This is a genomic window from Fulvivirga maritima (assembly GCF_021389955.1).
GTDB lineage: Bacteria > Bacteroidota > Bacteroidia > Cytophagales > Cyclobacteriaceae > Fulvivirga > Fulvivirga maritima.
In genome coordinates, this window is record NZ_CP089980.1 from 2786340 (window position 1) to 2801829 (window position 15490).

The window sequence follows — 15490 nt, forward strand, 5'->3', positions numbered from 1 at the left end:
AAGGCGTTAAATAAATAACCACCTCCCGGCCTACCTAAACAACTAACGGCGCTCCCACCTCAACTCAGGAAGGAGGGCGATGACGGTGTAGCCAGGTGTAGTAAGACAGAATCATGGGCAAACAGTATTATTTATAAATGACTGTCTCCATAGTAAGCAAGAAGAAAAACCTATAAAAAAAAGAGGCGTGGGACTCACTTACTCTCAGGAGGTACTGGTATACCCGATCACGAATAAGCAAGCACCCACGCCAAAGACGTGAGCACTTTCACTTATGTTCTCGTGATCTTGAAAGTTACCAGTTTTCCTGACGAGACACATTAGTGCGAATGCTTGAAAATATCTTGAAGTATTCGCTAAATTAATATCTTTTGAAGAACCTTGTCCTTCATTATTATCAAAAATAGTAATTATATTTAAATAGGACAAATTAGTCCTAACATTTTTTAAGCTTAAAGGGCAGTTTGGAGGGGTGAAAAGAGGGAAACAATTCAGGGATGATGAATTCATCCAATTATTAGCAGCACGGCTACGCGAACTTTGCGAAGCTAAAGGGATTAAACATGAAAAGTTGGCTGAAAAGGCTGGCTTTGATACTAGGCAAATAGGTAGGATATTGAGAGGAGAGAGCAATACTTCAATAAGTCATTTTGCACAAGTTTGTAGGGCTTTGGAGATGCATCCTTCTGAGGTTTTGGAGGGTGTCAGCTTTAAATTTTAAATAGATTACAAAATTTTTCTTAAGGAGCCTTCATAAAATCAACCTAACAATTATTGTTGCTATAATCAATATTAAGATTGTAAAAGGCCAATAATCTCAGCTACTTAGAATTCTTTTACTTATACATGTTCATTGTTGAAGATCAGGATTAGTAAATCAAATAGAATTTTATTCTTATCATTTAATTCAGTTTAATATCTTTTCGTAGTTCGGAAATAATTCCCGTCTATTGGGAAATAGTAGCTACACAAATTGTATGTTTTCGATAGATTTGGCCTTTTCATTACGTAGTCATAAATGTATGAGTTAAAGGAAACAGTCAATTCAATTTTCATTTAAAAGATTAAAATTCCCTCAGCCAACTTTTTCGAAAAGTTATATATTCGGTTCCAAAGATTGGCAGATACTGGTCTTACTATAATAATATTTTATTCATTTAGGTCTAAGCATCAAGTAGACTACTAAGATGCTCACGAAGTTCTACGTCTTCGACATACACATAGCACCCTTTCATACCTCTAGACATAAGTGTTCTATAAGTGTTTTTGATAATGTCTCGGATTAGATACTTGGCTTCTTCAGGAGATTCTTTGAGCATCTTTTTGTATCCTTTAATCGACTGATCCATTCTAGAGCGTTTGCTAGGATCAACTAAAATTTCCCCATTTCTGTAAATGATGTCTTTGCCGATTATAACTCCAATATAATCGACTTCAAGACCTTGACAAGTGTGAATGCAACCTACTTCGGTAACAGACTCAGGTTTTATTATCCAAAGCATACCGTCACTTCCTAAATTCCATTGCATACCGAAATTGTGTTCAGGAATAACGATGTCCATTGACGAAATATCTTTTTTACTATTCCAATCCCAACAATATCCTGCGACTAGTCTAGCACTGTTGTTAGGTTCGTTTAACCTGTAAATTTCCTCTCTTAGTTGATTCGGATCGTTGAAAATCTTAAAGTCATACTCTTCTTTTTTTAGAGTGATATTTGCGGTGTCCCTAATCTGTAAGGTGTTGTCTAGCCAAGATAAATAACCGTCAGAACCAGAACATCTGAATTGACTTGTAAGCTCAAGGTGTGTTACTGAGGCATCATGAAACTTCGCCCAAGCTTCAATTTCCTCTTTTGTACCAATATCTTTTAGATGGACTTTCTGATTCTCATCAATGAAGAAGATTGAAAACAAAGATGCGTTTATTATTTCCTTGATTTGGTTTTCACCAAGATGGGAGTACAAGCCTGACTTAGCGTTGAGTCGATGTGCTTCATCTACAATCAATGCATCAAATGAGTTTTGTTTGGCAGAATGGAAAGACCCTGAACCAGTAAAGAAATTTGAGAACTGAGTCTTTTTCATTGTTCCTGTCAACTTAGATTCGTATACCTTACGAGGTGCGGAGTTTTTAGTCACATACTGAGCAATAAGTCCCTTTTTTGTAAAGTCAACTAAAAGATTTATTGCAATTACTGATTTTCCAGTACCTGGCCCCCCTTCAACGATAAGTACATGCTTATTGCCGTTTTTAGAAGCTGTTGCTTGCTTTTTTGCTTCTTCATAAACTTCCTTCTGTGTGTCAATTAAGATAAACTCCTTGTTGCCTTTGATCAAGGAAGTCATACTGTCTGCTAGACTCTTTGAAGGACGTAATTCACCGTTTTCAATGGTGAGTATTAAATCTTTTTTGTCTCCATATTTAATAAATTTCTTAATGAATTCACGAAAATCTCTTTTGTCGTTTTTGCAGAAAAGTGGTGCTTTTTTGATGTGGTCTCCATAGAACTCATGAGAAATAATACCGTCATCATTGTAGTTGTGGAGATAAGCACAGGGCTTTAGTGAGATGTCTCCTTCATATACTGCCACATTAAAACCGTGTAGTAGCATTGAGTAAGACCATGCCTGATAACTTGGGTGAACGGTATCTTTTAATCCGTGTGCAAAACGAGTTCGAACCATGGCATCTTTGTCAGTCATTTCAATCTTTGACCACTGCTTCAATTCGATTAGAATGACATTATCATTCCTGTCTTCATCTTGGCCTGAAATAATAAAGTCAACACGGTTTTGAGTTCTCGGGATGGTATATTCGATTGCTACACCAGCATCATCAGGAATATCTTCGTCTCTTAATATCAGCTCTACTTGTGGTAATGAGTTAGACCAAGATTGATATTCACTTTCGCCTACCTTTTTGTGGAGTTTTACTTCAATAGATTTTTGAACGATGTCTTCAATGCATGAGTCATACACATCTGATAAGAACTGCTTTTTTGTGGACTTGTAAACAATCATAAATGTTAAAATATGGGAGCGTTAAAGTTCGTTGTATTTTTTTGCCGTACCCTTAGCTTTTGAAACAGGGTACTTTTCATTATTCTTTTTGATTTTGTTCAAGACTATTTCGGTAACATCAAGTTTATTTTTTTCTACTAATAATAGAGCAAATGATAAAATATCGGCCAGTTCTTCAGCCAATCGTTCTTTGTCGATAGATTCAATCTCTTTGATGTCATTCTTCCACAGGTAAAGTTCATTTAGCTCTGAAGCCTCAATAGAAATAGCACTCGCTAAATTTTTGGAATCATGGAATTGTTGCCAATCTCGAGCGTCTCGAAATTCTATTAGTTTGTCAATTAGATTTTGTATTTCGGACATAGTTTAAATGTTGTGAAATTGTTTTGCCAAATCGTATTCTTTGTCAAATGGCATTTGGAGCTTACTTAGCATCTCTGGAATAGCAATAGCCCAACTCACGTAATAATAAGCCAGTAAATGGTAACCGCTAAACTTTTTGTCAGGAATTAAGGAAACACGATACTCTTTTTTATTGGGATCGATACCTGTCATTCCTATTTGTGCGATCTCCAATGCTATTTCTTTGACGTTGTTTTGAGGCATTGATTCAAAGAATCGAATTGCCTCGACCATATACATTGCAACTGCCATATTGATCTTGTCACCACCATGATAGGTTAAGAATTTTTGCATATCGGTTTCGTCTTCCATATTGGAAGAATTAATGCCAAAAGGGTCTTTTTCAATGTTCGATATAACTTCTTCTGGGTGACTTCCTTTGGTTTGCAGATTTTCATCTTTGAGTGTGAAGTAGTAGTGGATATTTAAATCCTCAGCCCAGTTTTGTACTAATTCATATTCTTCACCAGCTTCTTTATCATCTATGTATTCTTTGAATTCATTGTAGAATTCTTCGGCTTCTCTGATTTGGTTTTTTGATGGTTTGAAGTAATTGATAAGGTCTAGCCCATATAGCTCTCTGAATTGAAATGCATTTACGAGATTGTAAATTTTGCTTGCGTTGATGATTGGCTTGGGAGCCATCTTTAAAATTTGTTTGTTGGTTACTCCTTGTATACCTTCTCCAAGTAATTGATATAAAGAAGCAAATTGGACAGGTCTTAAGGCAGGGTATTCGTTATAAAGTTTAAGTTCAATGAATAAATCGATCGGGGCATTGTAGGCTTGAAGATTCATGCCTTGGAACAATGATTTTAAAAATTGTTTAGCACGACTTGGTTCAATCCCATGTTTTTCAATGGATTTTAATTCTTTACTGAAGTCAGTTAGAAATATGTTTTCTTTTTCAATTGATGAGGTGAACAGTTTATTTGCTTTCTTTTTTCTTGCTTGAATTATGAAATCAAGATGGATTAGCTCGTGCATCACCAAATGTTCATGATTTTTATATGAAGAGTTAACCCTAATGTGATGGTGTTCTTTGTTATGGTATTCAGCAATTTCAATTTTTCCTGCCGTATTGATAGAGCTGTCCTCGCTTCTTACGATTTCTTTTCCTCCTGATAATTCAAGTTTTCTGATTAATCCAGTAATGAGAGACTTAAGTTTATATGATTGGTTGACTTGAGAGGCTATTTCTAAAATAAGTTTAATCGCTCTTTTTTGGAAGTCAGAGTTATTTTTTACAACTGCTAATAATTCCACACATGCATGGAATGATTTATATAATTCTCCTTGATTAAACTTGAAAAGAGCGATTGCATAAATTGTATTGGGGTGCTTTGGATCAAGTTCATAAGCTTGTTCAATAAATTTCATTCCTTGATTATCGTTGTGCTGAAGCAGTACAGCACCAATATTATTCAATGTTAGTACATCATTGAATTCATGTGTTAGGATTTCATTGTAAAATTCTAAAGCTGTTTTGGTGTCATTGAATCCTTTCACATAAAGGTTACCCATCATCAAAAGAGCATTTGTGTTCGCAGGATTCCACCGTAAGGCATCAATCAAGGAATCAAGTGCTTGTTCGTAACGGCTTTCATCATAAGCGATTTGTCCCTTTATTCTATGATATTCGGATATGTGAGGTGCCTCTTGGATTAGCTCGTCAAGAACTGGTTTAGCTTTATCATATTGCCCTTTCTCGCATAAGTCAACCACCTTGTTATATCTTGATTCTTGTTTTGAGATCAAGGCTGAATCGACAGATACTTTTATGTAAGAGGGTGTTACCTCAATATTTGGAGTGAAGGGACCTTCTGAGTAATATTTCGTTAGTTCTTCCTTTATTTGAGAATCACTGGACGACTGATCTAAGGACTTGAAAACGGAAAAGAAAAATTGGTCTCGGTTATATTTAATTGTCATAGTTGTCTTCTATTAGGTCTTTGACAGATACGTTAAGGATTTTGGCAATTTCGTACAGAAGTTCAAGGCTTGGTTGCCTTCTATTTTGAGCATAAGAATTAACCATATTGTAACTTTTGTTTAATTTTTTGGCTAACCAAGTTTGCTTAATACCTTTCTCGTCTAAGATTATTTTAATTCTATTCATTTTAATAATAATAGCTGACGCGAAGATAGAAAAGTATCGCATAATTTGATATATAACATACTAAGTAGTGCGTGTTTTTCAGCTTTTTTTGCGTGGCATTAGTGCGCAAAAAAATGTATTAAAATGCATGGAGAGTTTTCAGGTGCTTCAGGGTATATAACGGTTTGGATTATAGTATGTATTATGCAAGGCATCCACTATCCCTATTGTGCGTGTCTTGCATGGGCATCAGGTATCCAAGATGCCAAAATTATTAGAGAGGGTGAAAGTTCCTTATGCGCGGGAGTCGTGTCCAGAAGGAATAGCAAGGTGGTTTGTCGTGAGGCATGCACTGAAGGAAGCGAGACTGCCAATCCCGGTTCCAGCGAACAGAATCAAGCGAAGCGTATCATGGAAACACCTTTTAAAATAAACTGAATATTGAGGCTGTAGGTTGGATGAGGAAACACATCATACTGAATTCCAAAAGTAGTTTTTCACTCAGTACCTTTGGGGTAGACCCAGCGCCCATTCTGAGAAAAAATATGCACTGTCTACCTCCTTGAGCAAGCTAGCAGTAAGGATAGTACAGAAAACCTCTCCATAGGTGAATTAGGATCTCACTTAGTGTTTTGGAATGAAAGGAACCTACAAGCTTTTAAAAGTAAAGATATGTTTGACTCTGAAGGTTATATTGAAAATACTCTTTATCAATATAAAAATTCATCAGAGATTGTTTTTAGGTCAGAAAGGCTCTAAACAGTATATGAGTTAGAGATGAAGGATCCGAAATAATCAATATATTAGCATGTATAACCAAGCATATCTAAATTCCCATAACTCATCCAAATTGCTTAAATTTTCTAATACATTTACTTTTTATACATGAGTAAATTATTTTATATAAATAAGTAATGCTTCTACAGTGTCTATCACTATCTCAAATAAAATGAACACTAAATACTTACTCACTTTACTTAATGTACCAAGCTTTGGAAGGAAATCAATAAAAACAGTATTTGAGCGGTTTTCTGGAAGCTTGTCTGACCTTGAAGATCTAAATGAGCTTTTAAAAAATGGATCAAAACTAAACACTCAGATTAAAGTGCCAGCAAAAGATGTTCTTCAAAGAGCATATGATACAGCTTTGACAATAATGGATAAATCCGATCAAAATGGTATACAGATAATTTCTTGCTATGATGATCTTTTCCCCAATGAACTACATCAAATTCCAGACAGTCCAATTGTTTTGCATGTAAAAGGGAATTTAAGTGCAATTGAACAAAATGAGCGTGTTGCAATAATCGGCACTAGGGAGCCTACGGAATGGGGAGAAAGAGCAGGTAAACGAATAGCTCAAATTTTTACTGAAAGAGGATATGCTGTAGTAAGTGGGTTAGCTAAAGGGTGTGATACAAGTGCCCATATAGGTTGCTTGGAGAGAAACGGAACCACTGTCGCGGTAATGGCATCAGGTCTAGATCATATTTATCCAAGTGATAATAAAGAACTTGCTTCTAATATCCTTCAAAATAATGGATGCTTAGTGTCGGAATATCAAATAGGCTTAAGGCCACAAAGAAACTATTTTACCGAAAGAGATAGGATACAAAGTGGACTAAGTAAAGGGGTTATTGTGGTTGAAACTGGCTATAAGGGAGGCACCATGCACACGGTAAAGTTTGCAATTGAACAGAGCAAGAGATTAGCATGTATAGTTGGTCATCCAGAAAAATACTCTAAAAGTGATAAGATTAAAGGAGGCTATTCGTTAGTAAATAGACAAGTAGCTTTTGGGATCGGAAACCCAAATGATATTGATTTTTTTATGACATTATTATCTAGTAAATGAAATCCATATCTTGAAATCTGAGTAAAACATTGGGTGATTTGAAAACACTATTCTCATGTGTCAAATGTTTTATTTAATTAACTTTCAATGAGCTAGACTAAATTCTAGGTGAAATAAATTTGGATTAGCCATAGTGTTTTTATATCGTAAAAGCAATTAGCAATATTGGGATTTGATAATGCATACAAAGACACCTATAGCCCGCTATATAGGTCAAATTAGTTCTTGATTTCTTAAATAGGTGTGATAGAATAGGTGAGGAGTGAGGCACGCAGTATGTTTTAAGTCTTCATAATTCAAAACGCTTAAGAATAACAGTCCTCAAGTGCTCTTCATGCTCATCGCCCCAATTACCCAGAGCTGAAATTACAGGTACTAGGGTTAAACCAAATTCAGTTAGGCTATACTCTACTTTTGGAGGTACTACCGGATAGATTTTCTTCTTGATCAACTCATGTTCTTCCAACTCTTTTAATTGAATATTTAATACACGTCTGGAAGCATCAGGAATTTTCCGTTGCAGTTCGCTCGGTCTTTGATAGCCTTCATTGATAAACCACAATAAGCGGATTTTCCACTTACCATATAGCACTTCTCCTATTAAATCCAGGCCGCAATTCAGGTTAGGGATTATTTTTCTTTCATACATATATCAAAAATAGCTTTATACATTAAAATATGCCATAAGGGAATAATTTATCCCTATGTGAATCGTATTTCCGTACTTGCTAAAACTGCACATAAGCCTGAATTTTACTAAAAACATAATCAAAAAATGTAGCAGGATTTAACTTTCAATAATGAATTATCAGGTAAGATCGCCTTGGTTACAGGCGGAACCAAAGGCGCGGGAAAAGCTATTGCCGAGCGTCTCTTAGTGGCAGGCGCAACGGTCATAATTACAGCTCGTAATGAGCCTGAGATTGTAAAGGACAATATACATTTTATTTCTTCAGATATAAGTACTGCATTAGGTTCGGAGACCCTGATAGAAACAGTGCTCGCTAATTATGGCAGATTGGATATCTTAATTAACAATGTAGGAGGTTCTGAGACCAAAAGTGGAGGTTTTTCGGTGCTGACGGATGAGGAATGGGAGCATTCCTTTCAAACCAATTTGCTGGCACCCGTACGATTAGACAGAGGTTTTTTACCCCAAATGATTGAGCGTAGGAGTGGGGTGATTATTCATATGGCATCTATTCAGGGTAAACTACCATTATACGACTCCACTATGGCATATGCAGCCTCCAAGGCGGCCTTGATCAACTATAGTAAGAGCTTGTCTAACGAAGTGGCACCCAAAGGGGTGCGTGTGCTTACTGTTTCACCAGGCTGGATTACGACTACCTCTGCAGAGCGCATGGTAAATAGAATTGCTGAAAGTTCAAATATAACAGAGGGGCAGGCCAGGCAAAGTGTTATGGATGCCTTGGGAGGCATACCCTATGGCAGGCCTGCACAGCCTGAAGAAGTAGCGGAGTTGGTTGGGTTTTTAGTCTCACCACGAGCCGGCTATCTAACAGGTACAGAATATGTAATTGACGGAGGAACTATTCCGACCATTTAATAACCCAATAAATAATACAATTATGAATTTACCACCAGTAGTAACCCATTTAGTGCGCGCGCAAGATAATTTTGATAGCGTAGCTTATTCTAACTGTTTTTCGGCAACAGCAGTCGTTCATGATGAAGGTAAAACCTACCAAGGTAAAGCTGAGATTCAAAACTGGATAGATAAAGCCAATAAAGAATATCAAGTAAGCATGGAGCCTGTAGAGTATGATGAGCGTGATCACATTATGAACGCAAAAATATCTGGAAATTTCCCAGGAAGCCCAGTGGTGCTTTCATACCATTTTGATTTTGAAGGAGATTTGATAAAAAGGTTAAAAATAGTTTGAATCATAAATAATGGCTCATTAGCTACGTTCGTGGGAGTATAAGAATATAATCCCACGATCTGCTTTGATGCTAACGTAAAAGTGGAAAATAATGAATAGCCAGTTATAGATATGGATCATGAGGATTTAGATGACATTCATCAATATGCGGCTTCTTTTAAAGAACTAATGGAGGCTGACGCAGAACGAGGTAAACGTTTCAAAGATTATCTCAATAGCATTACTAGTGATTTGAAGGAGACTTGAAAGGGAAGAAATAACACTTCAAAGATGAGATAAAAGACCTTTAAGAAAGTGTAATATCAAAACACCAACTCCTGATACCTAAACTCATTCCTGGCCTCAGGAATATTTCCAAGCGAGCTCTTTCCTCTTAGCTTTTGTACGGTGTGCCATTGCATTAGGTCCTCATCAAAGGGTTGTATTAGCTCTTCTATTTCCTTTTTTATCAAGCGGATCATTGATCTGTTGTAGCCATACTTTTTCTTGTTCTTTAGGTAAAATGGCGGGCATGCGGTGGTTTTCAGAAGCCTTGGGGTTATTATGAATTTTAGCCATAATAGGGTTGGCGGTGGTAGTAACGATGGAGCAGGTGTATGTGCCTTGCCATTCCTCCCAGAGTCCAGCCAAGGATATGGGCTCCTCATTTTTCATACTTATATAAAAAGGATAAGCTTGCCCATTAAAGTGATGATGTTCATAAAACCCATCTACTACAACAATACACCTTTTGCTTTTAGCAGAACTTCTAAAGCTATTCTTCTCGAAAATGGTTTCTCCTCTGGCGTTAAGCGTATTATTACTCATTTTGGTAGCTGAAGCGGCATCTTTTACCCATTTAGGGATCAAACCCCATTGAAAAAGCTTCATTTCATTTGGGTTATCATCAGTAATTACCGGTATATCAGGGTGAGAAAAACCAGAAGCATGGTATATAGGAGGGCCTTTGCGCATTACTTCGTCTATACTGTCAGTGCCAATGCCGTGATAGGTAGCATATTTTTTAGCTTTAAAAGTAAGTGTACTAATATCGTAACACATAGATATTTATGGTTGGTTTACAACAAGTAAGCTTCAGATGACTGATAAGAACCCATACTCCGATAGAATGTCACATACTGCCAGTCTAAAAGCTACTGTATTTATCAATTGTATTTCAAATTACATAAATGCCAAATTAGGAGCAAGTGAGTGCCCTAATAGATGAGAGGGAAAGTATTACTTCTTCCATTTTCTAATATGGGCTCCAGAAGCCTTGGCCAACTCAGGGAAGTGGTCAAACAAAGTCCTGAACAATTGAATATCTCTGAAAGTGACTTGAAAGTCATCACCATCTACATCAGTCCATTCAAAGGTGATTTTAACTTTGGATATGGTTAAAGGTCGTCTAAGCTTTTTTTCGAACTTAATACCATCAATAGGTATTTTTCCGTCATCACATCTTTGGGGAGGGTAGTGGTTAAGTTGAAAGTATTTTTCCTTCCCCTGATAAAAGACTCTGATATAGTGGCACTTGCCGCAAAACACATCTTCTCTAATCTTATAAAACCCCGCCTCTAATTTCATTCAACAAAATTAGTAAATACTAAAATAATTAGCAATATGAATTTAAGGCAGGTTAAAAATATAAACCAGATTTAGGAGTGAAAGCCTTCAAATCGTAGTGAGGAGAGTACACGGTAAGTTCAGTTAAATCATTAATTAAGATAATCTATCCCTTACTTTTCTGCTCCATCATACTCATTAAACACACTTTTTATTTTTTCAACTATGAAGTGATCTTCCTTATATTTTTTCTTCTTTTTATAGGTCAAAATTAGCAGAAATGAAAAAACAAGCAGAACAGCAGTTACAATAAGGCCTGAGACCTTAAGAAAAATATCATGCTCATTTTTGATCTTAGCTTCTTTAACCTGTAAATAATAATTTTCTATTTCTTTATTAAGCAGAGCTTCAATGGAATTACTGTTTAAATTGCTTTCTAACTGCTCTTTTAGGGTTTGTTGCTGTTTTTGGGCTTTTTGAATGAGTATCAATTGCTCATTAGTGATTCTGCCAGCATTTGCAAGTATAGGAAGTGAATTGGAGGCAAGGTCTAAAGTGGTTGTGAGAGGGGCGTTGACATTATCATTATCAGCATAGTTGATCACGTTGGTAAATAGCTGAAGAGCCTCTTCATGTTGTCCGGTTAATTGCAAAAATTCACCTCTTACATTCATACTTTTTATGTAGGTATCCTCGCTAATTTCAGTATGGTTCTCCAATAGTTTACTTTTTTCGATGTAATCGGCGGCTATATCATAGAATTTAGTTCCCTGATACATATAAGAGTTTGCCAAACCATGATAGACAGCAAATTTCATCTCTTCTGAAATATCTTTAACCGCTAATGCTTGATTGTATGTCTCAATGGCTTTTTTGTAATCTTTGTTAATGTAATAGAGCCTACCTAGTTCATTATATAAGTATCCAATTCTAGCGCTATTATCAGGTTCAACTTTAGATTGTAGCTCTATGGCCTCTTTCATTTGAGAAATTGCCTTAGTATTTTCGTTAAGTTCCGCGTAGCATAAAGCAATGTTTGTGTAAATTCTGGGTAGATGGCGGTTTTTTTCTAAGTCTTGATATATTTGAGAAGCTTTATTAAAGTGCTCTATGGCACTATTGTAACCTTTGACTTGAATGAAAACAACCCCTATATTATTTTCACAGTTAGCAACTCCTATAGGATTTGACATTTCCTCATTAATGTGAGCTGCTTTAATATAAGCATTGATGGCACCGGTGTAATCTCTCTTTTTCTTTTTCATTACACCTAATCCTATTAATGCCTTGGCTTCATAGGTTTTGTTTTCTAATTCTTTACTAAGAGCAAGTTGTTTTTCTAAAACCTGAATGGTCTTGTCAAGATCTTCTTTCTCGTAGATATAAGATAACTTGTCATATGTCATAAGCCGAGTAATATTGGAGCTATTTTCATTGTTGAGAAGAGCTTCCAAGGCCACCTGATCACTAGGTAATTCTTCAGGAGATATGCTCTCATAATTGGAGCAAGAACATAAATTAATCAGTATGAAAAAGCTGAGCAGGTGGAGTTTGTATAGGTTGAGAAAACGCATAATAGGTTAGGTTTTAGGTTATATCTTACATGGTTGCTTTTAGGGGATGATTTTAATCATCATACCCTTCTCTAATGTCTTCACCGTTGCCTCCAGGAGGATCCGTGTTCAATTCTTTTTGAATATCATCATAAGGATCAGAGCAAGAGGTAATCGATAATAGAATCAATGAAGCTACTGCAAACAGAAAAATTCTTAGATATTTCATATATATCGATATTTAGGTGTTGAATTTCAGATAATAATCTGCTAATTAATTTATAATTTAAATAAATAATTAATAAAATTATAATCTATTGTTTTTAGGCAGATACGTTTATGTAAGATTGTGATTGTTATTTGTATTTTATATAGATGTTGTCATATTTAGATTAAACTTTTCCAACCTCACTAATCTTGTGAACATACTTTTCAATCTTTAGAAATAGCGGTTTAATGGTATCTAGCTCTATTTGGTAGCTTTTGGCTTCAGCTTTGTACTTCTCCATTTCTTGTTTCAGTCTGATAATTTCATGACTGGCATCTTTAATGCATTTAATGGCCTTCTGACAAGCCTCATAAGGAGCTGTTTCTGCCCATTTCTTTATCTTTATAATGTCCTTACTCAATGATTCTGTATTGTAATATTGATCTTCCAAATTATGCTCGGTAAAGAATAGTAACTCCATTGGCACCTTAAAAATTGAGGCGAAAACAGGGATCAGCTCAGAAGGAACCTTGCGTTTACCTTTCTCATAGGCCCACACTACATGTCGGTCATATTTTCTACCGGTTATTACTTCCATTTTGCTTCCTAGTTCTTCTAGAGTGAGGCTTTGCTGTTTTCTCAGTGTTAAAATCCTGGCAGCTATTGTTTTATAATTTGTCACAATGTTTTATATTTATCATTTGTTATAAAAATAATAACAATTGTTCGTATAAGATAGAAGATTTTATATGATCTTCATTGTTTATAATGAAGTCTCTGTGTAGTTCAACCAAGATCCTGAGTAGTGGGTATCGTTGTCAATCAATTGGCCATAACCAATAGTTAAAAGGCAAGTTATGAAAAGGAACGAGCACTACCTACATCGGTTAGAAACCATTATCACGAAAGATTTACCTGATGCTTTGAAGCATAATTATCCTATGACAGAGGAGTTGGAGATTATGTTTGAGGAATTTGGTCATAATGAGTTGGAAGGTATCCAGGATCGGCTTATTGTGAATTTGATTTTCCTCAATGAATCCAATAAAAGGAAGCTTATCAGACTACATCAACATGCTTTGTTGCAATTAGAGTCTCGCCTCACCAAGCTTTTAGGAAAAAGGGAGCTGTTAACGCCACAAAATGCTGAGGAAAGAATAGGCTCAACACTGTATCATATCTTAGAATCATTACTTGATTTTATGGATCAATATGCCAAACCGCACTTAGATGCGAAGATGTCTATTCCTAAAACAGTAAGGCAATTGTTGGCCCTGCGTATAGAGCAGGATATGATGAGCTTACTGGGCAAATTAGATAGGGCAGGAGTAGATGCCGATATATTAGAGGTGCTTTCAGAGGTTTTTGTGAGCTTTTCTAATAAAGCCAGAAAGGGGCATTATCTGCGTTATGGGTATTGGCGGTATTTGAGAACATTGATACAACATCTTAACAAGTGTGATACTGAAGAATATACCAGCCAAAGCCTGAGGAAAATTCTTATATTTTATAATTTCAATAACCTGAAATTTCATGAATTGCTTACCTCTGAGATGCGCAGCGCTATGGAGGAAGCTGATTTATATGTAGAGAAAATGAGCCTTTTAACCTACTATAGTAAAGAGCTGGAGCAGCTGCCTAATCAGGATATCTGGCATCTGAACCCCGGACCACTGAAGCTAAAAGATCAATTGATTTTCTGGTTAAAGAAAGAGAAGAAATACCTTAAATATAAACTCAAGCAAGATCAGTTAAAAGAGCAACAGCAGATACCCTATAGACTGAACTTTAACCTCTCTGTGAGTCAGTTAGCACTTTTGTTGCGGGTGTTGATTGAAAAGCAAGTCTTGCAAGCGAAGAGTGTTAACGCTATGGTAAAGTTGTTCTCACGCCTTTGTAGTACTAAAGAAACTGAATCTTTATCCTACCGTAGCTTTTATAATAAATACTATGACAATGAAGAAGGCACCAGGCAGCATTTAAGGCAAGTTTTGCAGAAATTAATCACTCATATTGATGAAGTTTAGTAGGGGACAACACTAGAAAACATATATTAGTGGTTAGATTATATCAACAATTATTATCAATCATGTCCTTAAATCAGGAATCTCAATTATTAGGTGGTGTAACAGTCTTTCAATTTTTAAAGCTCATAATCAGTGCCTCAAAAGACCTTACCGGCTGGTCATATGTTATGGTTACCCGCAGTCTGTTAGCTCAATTGCCCAAAGACACCCGAGAAACTATTGATTACTGTGTGCAGCATGAATTTGTAGAAGTGAAGAAGCTAGGTCAATCCCATGAATACTGGATCACCAGAAAAGGCAGGGAATTTTATGAGATGGAAGCGAAGAAAGATGGGAGGTATAGTGGGTAGACTTTCTAATAGTGGAGTTGAAAAGGAGTTTTTAATCTATTGATTAATTGTAGGTTTTAGGTTACTATGACTTCAATTGAAATAGACTAAAATCTCTATTTATATCATACCCCTTTTTTAATACAGAGCTAGTTCATATAATCTTGCCATTGAACCAGCACATATTTATTTTTGCCGTTCTCTTGGGTTTTCATAAAGCCATATTCATAGCAAAACATATATAAATTTCCATTCTTCGCTCGCCATCCATGGGTGAAATATTTAGGATCGAAACCTTCAGATATCAGATCTTCTTCACGTATGGTGGCTTTACCAGCCTTGTTAAATTTTTTCAGCAGTTTACGATTGGTCTTTAGCTGCTTGTCTACCATGAGGTAAAACTGCTCAGTTTTAAGCCTTTGATCATACTGGGCGGAAGATTTACATTTTAGAGAACAATATATTTTATCCTTTCTTCCTTTAATGCTTGCTCCACAGGTAGGACACTTCTTCATGCTATCTGTCATAAAAAGAATTTTATGC

General features: G+C 36.0%; 17 protein-coding genes and 1 pseudogene. 7 read left to right on the top strand and 11 right to left on the bottom strand.

The features are described from left to right. Positions 1-472: 472 nt before the first annotated feature. Complete coding sequence (locus LVD15_RS11910) at positions 473-721, top strand: helix-turn-helix domain-containing protein (protein ID WP_233780553.1); 249 nt, start codon at positions 473-475, stop codon at positions 719-721. A 442-nt stretch (positions 722-1163) separates the two neighbouring features. Here the strand turns inward: LVD15_RS11910 and LVD15_RS11915 are convergent, their stop codons facing one another. Genes LVD15_RS11915 through LVD15_RS11930 form a run of 4 tightly spaced genes read right to left on the bottom strand, consistent with a single transcriptional unit; the run spans position 1164 to position 5586 of the window. After that, complete coding sequence (locus LVD15_RS11915; protein WP_233780554.1) at positions 1164-3023, bottom strand: DUF2075 domain-containing protein; 1860 nt, start codon at positions 3021-3023, stop codon at positions 1164-1166. Positions 3024-3044: 21 nt separating this feature from the next. After that, positions 3045-3386 (bottom strand): nucleotide pyrophosphohydrolase, encoded by a 342-nt coding sequence (locus LVD15_RS11920; RefSeq protein ID WP_233780555.1) that lies wholly within the window; start codon positions 3384-3386, stop codon positions 3045-3047. A 3-nt stretch (positions 3387-3389) separates the two neighbouring features. Next, a complete protein-coding gene (locus LVD15_RS11925) occupies positions 3390-5357 on the bottom strand; it encodes a tetratricopeptide repeat protein (RefSeq protein WP_233780556.1) in 1968 nt (655 codons plus the stop codon). Beyond that, positions 5347-5586 (bottom strand): helix-turn-helix transcriptional regulator, encoded by a 240-nt coding sequence (locus LVD15_RS11930; RefSeq protein ID WP_306416932.1) that lies wholly within the window; start codon positions 5584-5586, stop codon positions 5347-5349. The genes LVD15_RS11925 and LVD15_RS11930 overlap by 11 nt, the downstream gene beginning before the upstream one ends. 886 nt (positions 5587-6472) lie before the next feature. On the opposite strand from LVD15_RS11930, the gene dprA reads away from it, so the two are divergent. Further along, entirely contained in the window at positions 6473-7378 is a 906-nt protein-coding gene (dprA, locus tag LVD15_RS11935) for a DNA-processing protein DprA (RefSeq protein WP_233780557.1), read from the top strand. 289 nt (positions 7379-7667) lie between these two features. Here dprA and LVD15_RS11940 read toward each other — a convergent pair whose 3' ends face one another. Then, positions 7668-8027, bottom strand: a complete 360-nt coding sequence (locus tag LVD15_RS11940) for a winged helix-turn-helix transcriptional regulator (RefSeq protein WP_233780558.1) — start codon at positions 8025-8027, stop codon at positions 7668-7670. A gap of 153 nt (positions 8028-8180) precedes the next feature. On the opposite strand from LVD15_RS11940, the pseudogene LVD15_RS11945 reads away from it, so the two are divergent. The 3 genes and pseudogenes from LVD15_RS11945 to LVD15_RS26845 all read left to right on the top strand — a co-directional run. Continuing rightward, a pseudogene (locus tag LVD15_RS11945) lies at positions 8181-8948 on the top strand (SDR family oxidoreductase); the annotation flags it as partial. Positions 8949-8970: 22 nt separating this feature from the next. Further along, on the top strand, positions 8971-9285 hold the full coding sequence (locus LVD15_RS11950) for a nuclear transport factor 2 family protein (RefSeq protein ID WP_233780560.1): 315 nt from the start codon (positions 8971-8973) through the stop codon (positions 9283-9285). Positions 9286-9396: 111 nt separating this feature from the next. Beyond that, positions 9397-9531, top strand: coding sequence for a hypothetical protein (locus tag LVD15_RS26845; protein ID WP_255763392.1), 135 nt, complete (start codon positions 9397-9399; stop codon positions 9529-9531). A gap of 165 nt (positions 9532-9696) precedes the next feature. Here LVD15_RS26845 and LVD15_RS11955 read toward each other — a convergent pair whose 3' ends face one another. The 5 genes from LVD15_RS11955 to LVD15_RS11975 form a co-directional block, all read right to left on the bottom strand. Continuing rightward, complete coding sequence (locus tag LVD15_RS11955) at positions 9697-10326, bottom strand: SOS response-associated peptidase (protein ID WP_233780561.1); 630 nt, start codon at positions 10324-10326, stop codon at positions 9697-9699. Positions 10327-10503: 177 nt separating this feature from the next. Further along, the gene (locus LVD15_RS11960) at positions 10504-10851 is read right to left on the bottom strand and encodes a hypothetical protein (protein ID WP_233780562.1); all 348 of its coding nucleotides are present in this window, start codon (positions 10849-10851) and stop codon (positions 10504-10506) included. 152 nt (positions 10852-11003) lie between these two features. Further along, complete coding sequence (locus tag LVD15_RS11965; protein WP_233780563.1) at positions 11004-12404, bottom strand: tetratricopeptide repeat protein; 1401 nt, start codon at positions 12402-12404, stop codon at positions 11004-11006. 52 nt (positions 12405-12456) lie between these two features. Beyond that, a complete protein-coding gene (locus tag LVD15_RS11970) occupies positions 12457-12612 on the bottom strand; it encodes a hypothetical protein (protein ID WP_233780564.1) in 156 nt (51 codons plus the stop codon). A gap of 163 nt (positions 12613-12775) precedes the next feature. Next, the gene (locus tag LVD15_RS11975) at positions 12776-13273 is read right to left on the bottom strand and encodes a helix-turn-helix domain-containing protein (protein WP_233780565.1); all 498 of its coding nucleotides are present in this window, start codon (positions 13271-13273) and stop codon (positions 12776-12778) included. 175 nt (positions 13274-13448) lie between these two features. Between LVD15_RS11975 and LVD15_RS11980 the strand changes: the two genes are divergently transcribed. Together LVD15_RS11980 and LVD15_RS11985 are read left to right on the top strand one after the other, a co-directional pair. Then, on the top strand, positions 13449-14618 hold the full coding sequence (locus LVD15_RS11980) for a hypothetical protein (RefSeq protein ID WP_233780566.1): 1170 nt from the start codon (positions 13449-13451) through the stop codon (positions 14616-14618). A 29-nt stretch (positions 14619-14647) separates the two neighbouring features. After that, on the top strand, positions 14648-14968 hold the full coding sequence (locus LVD15_RS11985; RefSeq protein ID WP_233780567.1) for a hypothetical protein: 321 nt from the start codon (positions 14648-14650) through the stop codon (positions 14966-14968). Between the two features lie 128 nt (positions 14969-15096). Here the strand turns inward: LVD15_RS11985 and LVD15_RS11990 are convergent, their stop codons facing one another. Next, a complete protein-coding gene (locus LVD15_RS11990) occupies positions 15097-15462 on the bottom strand; it encodes a hypothetical protein (protein ID WP_233780568.1) in 366 nt (121 codons plus the stop codon). Positions 15463-15490: the final 28 nt, after the last annotated feature.

Coding starts and splice junctions, on each gene's coding strand:
- LVD15_RS11915 (WP_233780554.1), bottom strand. CDS start 3,023: ATGATTGTTTACAAGTCCACAAAAAAGCAGTTCTTATCAGATGTGTAT.
- LVD15_RS11920 (WP_233780555.1), bottom strand. CDS start 3,386: ATGTCCGAAATACAAAATCTAATTGACAAACTAATAGAATTTCGAGAC.
- LVD15_RS11925 (WP_233780556.1), bottom strand. CDS start 5,357: ATGACAATTAAATATAACCGAGACCAATTTTTCTTTTCCGTTTTCAAG.
- LVD15_RS11930 (WP_306416932.1), bottom strand. CDS start 5,586: ATGCGATACTTTTCTATCTTCGCGTCAGCTATTATTATTAAAATGAAT.
- dprA (WP_233780557.1), top strand. CDS start 6,473: ATGAACACTAAATACTTACTCACTTTACTTAATGTACCAAGCTTTGGA.
- LVD15_RS11940 (WP_233780558.1), bottom strand. CDS start 8,027: ATGTATGAAAGAAAAATAATCCCTAACCTGAATTGCGGCCTGGATTTA.
- LVD15_RS11950 (WP_233780560.1), top strand. CDS start 8,971: ATGAATTTACCACCAGTAGTAACCCATTTAGTGCGCGCGCAAGATAAT.
- LVD15_RS26845 (WP_255763392.1), top strand. CDS start 9,397: ATGGATCATGAGGATTTAGATGACATTCATCAATATGCGGCTTCTTTT.
- LVD15_RS11955 (WP_233780561.1), bottom strand. CDS start 10,326: ATGTGTTACGATATTAGTACACTTACTTTTAAAGCTAAAAAATATGCT.
- LVD15_RS11960 (WP_233780562.1), bottom strand. CDS start 10,851: ATGAAATTAGAGGCGGGGTTTTATAAGATTAGAGAAGATGTGTTTTGC.
- LVD15_RS11965 (WP_233780563.1), bottom strand. CDS start 12,404: ATGCGTTTTCTCAACCTATACAAACTCCACCTGCTCAGCTTTTTCATA.
- LVD15_RS11970 (WP_233780564.1), bottom strand. CDS start 12,612: ATGAAATATCTAAGAATTTTTCTGTTTGCAGTAGCTTCATTGATTCTA.
- LVD15_RS11980 (WP_233780566.1), top strand. CDS start 13,449: ATGAAAAGGAACGAGCACTACCTACATCGGTTAGAAACCATTATCACG.
- LVD15_RS11990 (WP_233780568.1), bottom strand. CDS start 15,462: ATGAAGAAGTGTCCTACCTGTGGAGCAAGCATTAAAGGAAGAAAGGAT.